Source organism: Microvirga aerophila (assembly GCF_003332305.1).
In the GTDB taxonomy this organism is placed as follows: Bacteria; Pseudomonadota; Alphaproteobacteria; order Rhizobiales; family Beijerinckiaceae; genus Microvirga; species Microvirga aerophila.
In genome coordinates, this window is sequence record NZ_QOIO01000105.1 from 1 (window position 1) to 8,444 (window position 8,444).

General features: G+C 61.5%; 13 protein-coding genes. 6 read left to right on the forward strand and 7 right to left on the reverse strand.

Annotated elements, in window-relative coordinates; genetic code table 11:
* Nucleotides 1–126: 126 nt before the first annotated feature.
* Both DRB19_RS27865 and DRB19_RS27870 read right to left on the reverse strand, forming a co-directional pair.
* On the reverse strand, nt 127–768 hold the full coding sequence (locus DRB19_RS27865) for a hypothetical protein (protein WP_245439879.1): 642 nt from the start codon (nt 766–768) through the stop codon (nt 127–129).
* Nucleotides 769–1,552: 784 nt separating this feature from the next.
* A complete protein-coding gene (locus DRB19_RS27870) occupies nt 1,553–1,888 on the reverse strand; it encodes a hypothetical protein (RefSeq protein ID WP_147023158.1) in 336 nt (111 codons plus the stop codon).
* Nucleotides 1,889–2,027: 139 nt separating this feature from the next.
* Between DRB19_RS27870 and DRB19_RS27875 the strand changes: the two genes are divergently transcribed.
* Nucleotides 2,028–2,681 (forward strand): recombinase family protein, encoded by a 654-nt coding sequence (locus tag DRB19_RS27875; RefSeq protein ID WP_114189233.1) that lies wholly within the window; start codon nt 2,028–2,030, stop codon nt 2,679–2,681.
* Here the strand turns inward: DRB19_RS27875 and DRB19_RS27880 are convergent.
* Nucleotides 2,678–2,896, reverse strand: a complete 219-nt coding sequence (locus DRB19_RS27880; protein ID WP_147023157.1) for a hypothetical protein — start codon at nt 2,894–2,896, stop codon at nt 2,678–2,680. The two genes, DRB19_RS27875 and DRB19_RS27880, sit on opposite strands and share 4 nt — an antisense overlap.
* A 195-nt stretch (nt 2,897–3,091) precedes the next feature.
* Here DRB19_RS27880 and DRB19_RS27885 point away from each other — a divergent pair, with 195 nt between their 5' ends.
* A complete protein-coding gene (locus DRB19_RS27885; protein ID WP_174800021.1) occupies nt 3,092–3,397 on the forward strand; it encodes a hypothetical protein in 306 nt (101 codons plus the stop codon).
* 63 nt (nt 3,398–3,460) lie between these two features.
* Nucleotides 3,461–3,787, forward strand: a complete 327-nt coding sequence (locus DRB19_RS27890; protein ID WP_114189235.1) for a helix-turn-helix domain-containing protein — start codon at nt 3,461–3,463, stop codon at nt 3,785–3,787.
* Here the strand turns inward: DRB19_RS27890 and DRB19_RS27895 are convergent, their stop codons facing one another.
* Both DRB19_RS27895 and DRB19_RS27900 read right to left on the reverse strand, forming a co-directional pair.
* Nucleotides 3,788–4,540, reverse strand: a complete 753-nt coding sequence (locus tag DRB19_RS27895) for a Crp/Fnr family transcriptional regulator (protein WP_114189236.1) — start codon at nt 4,538–4,540, stop codon at nt 3,788–3,790. It lies immediately after the preceding gene.
* A gap of 87 nt (nt 4,541–4,627) precedes the next feature.
* A complete protein-coding gene (locus DRB19_RS27900; protein WP_114189237.1) occupies nt 4,628–5,188 on the reverse strand; it encodes a hypothetical protein in 561 nt (186 codons plus the stop codon).
* A gap of 403 nt (nt 5,189–5,591) precedes the next feature.
* Between DRB19_RS27900 and DRB19_RS27905 the strand changes: the two genes are divergently transcribed.
* From DRB19_RS27905 to DRB19_RS27915, 3 genes are read left to right on the forward strand one after another with little or no spacing between them, the layout of a single operon-like run.
* Entirely contained in the window at nt 5,592–6,341 is a 750-nt protein-coding gene (locus DRB19_RS27905) for a hypothetical protein (RefSeq protein WP_114189238.1), read from the forward strand.
* Between the two features lie 42 nt (nt 6,342–6,383).
* Complete coding sequence (locus tag DRB19_RS27910; protein WP_114189239.1) at nt 6,384–6,671, forward strand: hypothetical protein; 288 nt, start codon at nt 6,384–6,386, stop codon at nt 6,669–6,671.
* Nucleotides 6,664–6,921, forward strand: a complete 258-nt coding sequence (locus DRB19_RS27915) for a WGR domain-containing protein (RefSeq protein ID WP_114189240.1) — start codon at nt 6,664–6,666, stop codon at nt 6,919–6,921. Before DRB19_RS27910 ends, DRB19_RS27915 begins: the two co-directional genes overlap by 8 nt.
* Here DRB19_RS27915 and DRB19_RS27920 read toward each other — a convergent pair.
* Nucleotides 6,878–7,588: a hypothetical protein gene (locus tag DRB19_RS27920; RefSeq protein ID WP_114189241.1), complete on the reverse strand. Its 711-nt coding sequence runs from the start codon at nt 7,586–7,588 to the stop codon at nt 6,878–6,880. The two genes, DRB19_RS27915 and DRB19_RS27920, sit on opposite strands and share 44 nt — an antisense overlap.
* 1 nt (nt 7,589) lies before the next feature.
* Complete coding sequence (locus tag DRB19_RS27925) at nt 7,590–8,222, reverse strand: hypothetical protein (RefSeq protein ID WP_114189242.1); 633 nt, start codon at nt 8,220–8,222, stop codon at nt 7,590–7,592.
* Nucleotides 8,223–8,444 lie beyond the last annotated feature (222 nt).

The following is an 8,444-nucleotide window of genomic DNA, read 5'->3' on the forward strand; positions in this document are numbered from 1 at the left end:
GACCCTGGACGATCATGTCCCTCGGCCTGCGGGAGTGGGCGCACCGGTTCTGATCAGCGGGACTTGGTATTAGTGCAAGATTAAGTGCCTCTCTTTACCCGAAGCGAATGGAAATTATTTGCGTTTTTAAGACTCTAACGCTTCTGAGGTTCGGAGAACTTCTGGATGAACCGGAGACAAGCATTGCAGACGGCCTCTGCGGCCTCGATCTGCTCCATCTTGCGGTCGAAGGTGGCCCAACGCATGCCCTTTGGCTTGTCGATGGGATCGCCAATGCCGGCGGTAGAGCCGAGGCGCTGACGCCGCTTGAAAGGCTTGGCTCAAGGCGCGGTCATGGGGGCTCTGGCGCTGCGAGCGGTAGGCGAGACGATGAGCCTTGCGCGAGGCGAAGATCCCCGCGCTGGTAGGTTTGTAGAGCTTGGTGACGAGATCGCCGCGCCTCGGGCAGACCCACCACCAGCGGCGGCCACCAAAGGGCTGCGGCGTGGTCGTCAGCTGGACCCGATAGTCATGATCGGTCTTCTCGCCAGACCAGTGGTTGGTGGTCGTGTAGCGCAGGCGGACCCAGCCGTGCTCGTCGCCCATGTGCGCCTCATAGCCGATGCTGGCTCTTTGCTGGCCGCTGGAGGTATCGGTCCAGGTGAGCGAACCTGTCATGGTAGCGCCTAGCCGGAAGGAGCCCTGCCGGATGAGGTGATGGAGATCGAGCTTCAGGGCGTGCTCGATTGTGGGCCGTCCGCCGTGATTGCCGCTGCCTGTGCCGCCCATTTTCCATTTCCCAATTATACGAAATTTCGTGCCGATCTTGATTTCTGGTGAGTTTCCAGAACGGCTGAAACCCTTGTGTTCTCTGGCGTTGAGACCTTTCGCACAGGTTTGAAAACCAGTCCCTTTTTAGAGGGGACGAAAGATGATGGGCTGGTCGTGAGCATAGCTCCGCCCTTTCCGCCTTCCGGTATGCCTGCTGAGCATCCTGGAAGCCCCTGGCTAAGAGGAGGGCTTGCGCACCGCGTACTTGGATCCCTTCGGCGGCTCGTGGCTCGCCTTGATGCGTTGTCCCCGCATCACCCGCTGAGTGCTTTTCTGGGCGCACCCGCAGACCAGGCCGGACAGGGGGCCACCGCTTCCGACCCTCCGGGGGATGCCCGGCACCGTATAGGCCGCTGGATGGAATGGGCTCACCAGAGCCAGCGTTTTTCATTCAGCGATTGGCCCCGCCGCAGGGCTTCCGGTTTGGTGGGCGGTCCGGTCCGCACGATCTATTCAGGAAGCCCCAGAGGGCCTGCGACGGTGAAGGATCGTGACGAATCCCGTCGCATAACAGCAGCATTCACAAGACCGGCGGGAACCTCCGAGCAGACCCGGTCTCCTGGCGTCAGAAGGAAGCCATCACGGCTGCCAACCTTTGCCGTCCTAAGATGGGAATCGTTCCCCTTCTGTTCAAGAGCGTGGCCGTGACGAAAAGCCAGTCCTTTTGGTGCTCTCATATGTCGGTACGGGTCCCTGGAAGGGGGTGGGGGTGTTTCGCACAAAAAGACGAAGCCTCTTCGCGTCAGGGCTGGTTGCGGCCCCGGCGCTCGAACTCGCGTTTCACGTCGTCCAGCCTGCGGCTCAGCCCTTCAATGGCCCGGGTGATGTCCCGGACGTCATCGCGGGTCACCGACCCTGTCTGATCGACAGCAGGCATGGGCTGTCGACCGGTCTCCTGTCTGGCGTCTGGGCAGTCTGGGCAGTCTGGGCAGTCTGGGAAGCCATCACGCTGATAGCGGAGGCTGAGGGTGTCGCCAAGTTTGAAGTAGGTGCAGCCCCCATCGGGATCCCGCCAAAGGGATGGGGCATCCTGAGCAAGGGCAGGAGCGAGGCCGAGGAGGCCGACGACAAGGATCATGGTCCGCATCGCCCCAGCATGAACCGAAGCGCAGGACCTGTTGAACCGCCTCAGAGGAGGTAGAGCGAGAACGCCTTGACAGAACCGAGTTTTTCGCGACCTGTCACAGGCATACCAACGTTTGCCTGTGACAAAACCCATGAAACCGATCATCGCCTACATCCGCGTCTCCACTGCACGGCAGGGCCGGAGCGGCCTCGGGCTCGAGGCGCAACGGGCGGCCCTGGCCCGGTTCTGTGAGGCGGAGGGCTTCGAGATCATCGCCGAGCATGTCGAGGTGGAGACCGGCAAGGGAGCGGATGCGCTTGACCGGCGGCCCGAGCTGGTCAAGGCCCTTGCAGCGGCAAAGCGGCGGAAATGCCCGGTGCTGGTGGCGAAGCTGGATCGTCTGTCGCGTGATGTGGCCTTCATTGCCGGGCTGATGGCCCAGCGGGTGCCGTTCATCGTGGCCGAGCTGGGGGCGGATGCCGATCCGTTCATGCTGCACATCTACGCCGCCCTGGCGGAGAAGGAACGGCGGCTGATTTCGGCGCGGACGAAGGCGGCCCTACAAGCGGTGAAGGCCCGGGGCAAGGCCCTTGGGCGGCATGGGGCGGAGCAACTGGCGCCCGCCTACCGGGCGGAGGCGGTGGAGCGGGCCCAGGCGCTGGCGCCAGTGGTGGCGGAGATCCGCGCGGCGGGCGCATCCACGCTGCGCGAGATCGCGGCGGAGCTCAACGCCCGGGGCATTGCGACGGCGAAGGGCAAGGCGTGGTCCGCCATGCAGGTCAAGCGGGTGCTGGAGCGGGTTTAGGCGGCTGCCCTTGGCTTCTCCAGAGAGGCCTGAGCGCTGTGCACCTGCTTCCGCTCTGCTCGAGTCCTCACGAAGGCCAGAAGCAGGCCCGCGATAAGCGTCGAGAAGCTTCCGCCGAACGGCGCACCAAGGAGGGCAATAAGCACTCCAAAGGGCGGGAGCGCAGCAAAGGTAACCAAGCCGCCGATCAGGGCGGCCGCCAGCAACACGATCATGGGAGCCCCACTATTCCGCATTTGTTTTGTACTTGGCATTGGTTACGAACAATCTGATCAAGTCTGTCAATTCAGCCGACCCGGCCGTCCGTGTGCCCGATTGGCGCAGATGTCCGCGCCATATGGGGGCGCAGCATGAGCGGGAGATGATCACGGGATGGCCTTCGGCGGTTTGTCAGGGAGACGGGGCAACGAATGAGCGGGAGTTTCTCTCCGGTGATCTTCCTCTACGGCATGGCCCTCGTGGTTGCCGTGGGCAAGGCGTTCACCCTACTGATCTGGCGAACCCTGCCGAAGCCAAGGCCGCCCCTGCAGCAGGAGGTGCTGGAGGCATGGCATCGTCGAAAGGCTCGCGTTCAGGCTGCGAAAGAGGCCGCTCGTGAGCCCAAGGCTCCGCCGACCGCCAAAGAGGTTCCAAGCAGTCCTGCCGGAGGCGAGGACAAGCCGCGTCCGGTGACGCCTGCCTCTGACACATCCGTCAATGACGGAGGCAGTCGTTGACGTAGTCTGTCATTGACGGAGTACGTCCCTGACGTATCTCTGTGGCATGGAGGAGATCGCCCGATGGGCAGGGATGATGACTATGATCGGCTCTTGGGAGGGTTGAGCGAAGCTCTCGCGGAGCCCGAGCAGACAGGGGTGCTTGGTCTGCGCTTGGTCTCTCCCCTCCCCTTACGGGTGCCGGACGAGATCGACGTGGCGGCCATCCGGCGGAAGACGGGCCTGTCGCAGACAGCCTTTGCGAGCCAGATTGGTGTCCCGGTAGCGACGATCCGCAATTGGGAACAGGGACACCGCTCCCCTCAAGGACCAGCCCGAGTTCTGCTGGCGCTGTTGGACCGTGATTCAAGGATCGTCGAGAAAACCTTACAAGGATCGCAGAGCGGGTAATCAGAAAGGCTCTTGTTGCCCTCTTTTGTGATCAGCCCATGAGAGCGGCATGGGCAACAATCGTGCGTAGACCTCGCGGACCCTCTCATAACATTCGCAGCCCATCGCTTCGAGGCCAGCCCGGTTCGTGATGATGATGCCCCCACGCTGCTGAGTAATCAGACCTTGCATTTGAAACGAGCGCAGGATCGTGCTGACCGTGGAGCGTTGCACCCCCAGAAACTCGGCTAAATCGGCATGGGTCAGAGGCAGAAGATCCTCACCGATCCGGTCCCGGGTGCTCAAGATCCAGTTGCAGCAACGCGACTCTGCCGTATGAACGGCGTTGCAAGAAACACTCTGAAACGTCTGGACCAGCAAGGCCTCGCTGTATCTGCGGATCAGCTGTCGCAGCTTGGGACGGGCGGCCATGGCCTCCAGCAGTCTGCGTATATCAATGCGTGAAGCGGAGCCGGGGACCTCCACCTTGTAGCGCCCGAAGGCCTCACGGGAGGCGATGGCGCTGATCAGCCCGAGCATCCCCTCTCGCCCGAAAGATGCGACCTCGACGGCTTGGCCCTCCTTCAGGACGTTGATCACGCCCATGATGGCATCATGCGGGAAGTAGATGAACTGGATGATGTCCCCGGCTTCATAGAGGACTGTGCCCTTCGGCAGGATCACGACCTCTAGGTACGGCTCAAGATACGCCAGATCGTCGGGTTCCAGGGACGCCAGGAGCCAGTTGCTGCGATGATCCACCGCCTGTGCCATGAGACACTCTCCGGCCCCTCAGCTCAGAACTAACCCGCAGGTAGAGCAACAGGTTGCAGCGCATTAAGTCCAGCTCACCAAGGTAGGTCAGCCAGCCAGGCGACGCCACCACGGACGCGCCTTCCATTCTGCAAGCTCGGATCGTGCCCTATCCGACTCCGTTTCCATCCGGTCACGTAATTCCTTCAGGTCTGAAAGGTACCCCTCCTGCATCGCCGTGAGTCGTGCTTCAGCGCTGGCCAGGGCGGCTCGTGCGATAGCGGCATCCCGCTCAGCTTCTGCCTTTCCCTTCTCAGCATCAACTAGCCGATCCGTCATTACCGCTGACTGCGTCGTGAGTTGGGAGATAAGCTCAACCAACGCGTCTATGTCGTTGGCGTCCCTACGCTCTTCCTCTTGTTGGGGCGGAGTCGTTGGTGTCCCATCGTTGGGGTTGTAGGTCGCCCCACGTTGGGCGGGCTGGCTAGAGGTGAACTCATCCTCCGGGATTTCAACGCGGATGATATCTTGAGGATGGTTGCCGGGGATGATGCGCCAGAGACCCTTGGCTGCACGGCGCTTTGCCTTGATGCGCGCACCTTCAATGCCGATGCCGAACCGCTCTGCAATCTCACGATAGGTCACCGTCACAAACCGAGTCTCAGACATCCAACATTCCCAACATCGTCAGTAGGAGTACGTTGGCGCTGAAGGGCGGCCCACGTTGGAACCGGCCTGTTGGCAGGTTGGACGTGTAGGGCGGCCCACGTTGCGCACGTTCCCCACCTCACGTTGGGGGTGTTTGGTTAATTCGGCGTTAACGAGTTCGGTAGAGCCTAGGCGTGGCCTTGCCTTCCGCCGAGTCGGCAGGGCATGTTGCTCGATGGCGTTGCAAAGTGATTTGCATGCCAGAGACGAATGGAGACTAGAAACACGAAAGCCCGCCGAAGGGGCGGGCCTCATGCATGCCGGCGAACCGGGATAGGATTGATTTGGCGATCTGATCCTCCCGAAAAGCTGGCCGCCCGTCAAGCAGAAACATCGTTTCTGTTGATGGCGGAGCTATGCCTGAATGCCTCCCCTCGACGGGCGACAGCTCGAAGGGGAACGCATGCTTTCTGTTCAATCCCGGCTGCCACTTGGCAAGCCATTCCGGCCGCGGACGCGAAACGTTCGTCGCCCGTTCACGCCATTGTTCACTGGTCAACGATATCGCCTGCCCCGCGACGTGCGCGACCGCCTGACATCGTCACTGGCGCCATTCCGCAATCGGGATGCAGCATTCGCCCTGGCGACCTTCCTTGGCCGGTTCTGGTCGACGCCTGGTCGGATTGGCCTCGGCTTCCCGATTGACCGTCGCGAGCTCGCCAAGCATCCCGAGATCCAGCTGACAGAAAAACGGGTGCGGAGCGCAATCCACGTTCTAGAAGAGATCGGCTTCCTTGATCGCGCCATCGCCTCCGGCTCGCGTTACAAACCCACGGAAGACGGCCTGCGCCGCAAGCCGATCCTGTTCGTGTTCGGCTCCGAGTACGCTCCTACCTTCATCGCGGCGAACAAGCGGGCTGCGGCGGTCCGTGGCGGCTGTGCTGGCCAACGGCGGGCAATCACCCGGACCAGCAGCCCGCGCCCGTCTGTGGCCAATGCTGAGGCTTCACCGCTTAACGGGCCCAAAAGCAAGGGAGAACTTGAAACGTCTATGCTTATGGGCCCGTTAGTGAAGAAGAGCGGCATTCCTCCATTAGCCTCTGAATCTGACCCTCGACTTGAAGCCGCCTTGGACCGCCTGTTGCAGGGCATTCGGCAAAGCCGAGGTGGTTAGCGGAGAGCTAGACCAGCTGAGATTGGCGAGGGAGAAAGAACTATGAGTGAGCGCCATATTGTGCCGGCAGAAGCTGGGTATGATCTCGTTGATGGTGTGATCAACGAGAAGGGCAACGTCGTTGAACTGGCGTACACGCCAGTCATTGCGTGGACAGTGCAAGAAGATGAGACCTCCTCAAGCGCGTGGCCGATAGTGCTAGGCTTCAAACCAACTCCCATACTCGAATCGTTCATTCGAACGCCAAAAGGTCACTACTACACGCTGGAGGGAGATCTCTTCGAGGATGAGCGAAGCGTCCTCGAAGAGATACAAAAGCGAGTTGCCTGACGAGCTGCGCTCCCCGATCAAACACCATCTGGTGCTGCACCGGATCGACCCAGAACATCGGGTGAGGCGCTTCTACAGCCTCATGATCGAGCAGGATCTGTTCGGGACCGTGCGCCTGGTGCGTAACTGGGGCCGGATCGGCACCAATGGACAGGATCTGGTCGAGATCTTCCCGAGCGAGATCGAAGCCGGAAAGGCGCTGGAGGCTATTGCTCAGGAGAAGCGTCGGCGGGGCTACCGGGATCTCTGAAATCGGATAGACGTTCCGCACGTTTCGCCGCAGCCTTGGCCTTCATCGTCTCCGAACGCCTCCTGTTCCTCTCTCGCCTGATTTCCATCTCGGCAGGCATGCTCTCCCGGTCTTCAGCTCGTTCCGGGTGCTCTAATTGCACCGACTTCTCGCTCCAGTTCTCGGTTGCGCCATCCGCCCAACGCCAACCATGCCGTTCCTCGCGGGCCAAGTAAGAGGCGTAATGCCGGGAAAATCCGAAGTGCTCGGCCGCGAGGGTTGCGCTGGCAAAGATGCCCTCCGGCGTTTCGACGGGCCGCGAGTTCGGGTTGTTAGCTCCTTTGCTGAAGAGGGGAGAGTTCCGCGCTCTTCCCCTTGCCCACCCGGCCTTGTTGGTGATGCTGCGCGTTTCATACGATATATCCCGGCTGTTCTGTTCGTGCGTGGCGCAATAGACATTCTCGGGGCTGTATGCCCCTGCGTCGTTGAAGCGGGCCATCATGAGCTTGCCCAGGCCATTTCCTCGGTGCTCCCATCTCGCATCGATCCGCCACCAGGCCCACCATTCAGTGAAGGTAAACAGGAAGGGGATGCCGCGGCGGCATGCCGTTGTGCGCTGAACCTGAAATGCTCGAACCGCCTCGGGCGGCTTGCCGGTGTACTCTGGGTTCTTCTTGCCTCTCGGCATGTCATCTCCTGCTTGTGGTGAACCGTTGGACGAACTGGAACAGGTGGGCGTTGCAGACCGCCTCTGCGGCCTCGATCTGCTCCAACTTGCGGTCGAAGGTGGCCCAGCGCATGCCCTTGGGCTTGTCGATGGAAGCTCCGATGCCGGCGGTAGAGCCGAGGCGCTGCCGCCGCTTGAACGCTTGGCTCAAGGCGCGGTCATGGGGGCTCTGACGCTGGGACCGGTAGGCGAGACGGTGGGCTTTGCGCGAGGCGAAGATGCCAGCGGCGCTGGGCTTGTAGATCTTGGCAACGAGATCGCCGCGCCTCGGGCAGACCCACCACCAGCGCCGACCGCCGAAGGGCTGCGGTGTGGTGGTCAGCTCGACCCGGTAGTCGTGCTGGGTTGTCTCGCCGGACCAGTGGTTGGTGGTCGTGTAGCGCAGGCGGACCCAACCTCTATCCCCGCCCATGTACGCCTCATAGCCGATAGAGGCTCTTTGCTGGCCGCTGGAGGTGTCGGTCCAGGTGAGCGAGCCGGTCACGGTGGCGCCTGGCCGGAAGGAGCCGTTGCGGATGAGCTGATGGAGATCGAGCTTCAGGGCGTTCTCGATTGTGGGCCGTCCGCCGTGATTGCCGCTGCCTGTGCCGCCCATTTTCCATTTCCCGATTATACGAAATCTTGTGCCAATCTTGATTGCTAGTGAATTTCCAGAAGGGCTGAAACCCTTGCCTGCTCTGGCGTTGAGACCTTTCGCGCAGGTTTGAAAACCGATCCCTTTTTATAGGGGGACAAAAGGCGATGGGCTGGTCGTGAGCATAGCTCCGCCCTTTCCGCCTTCCGGTATGCCTGCTGAGCATCCTGGAAGCCCCTGGCT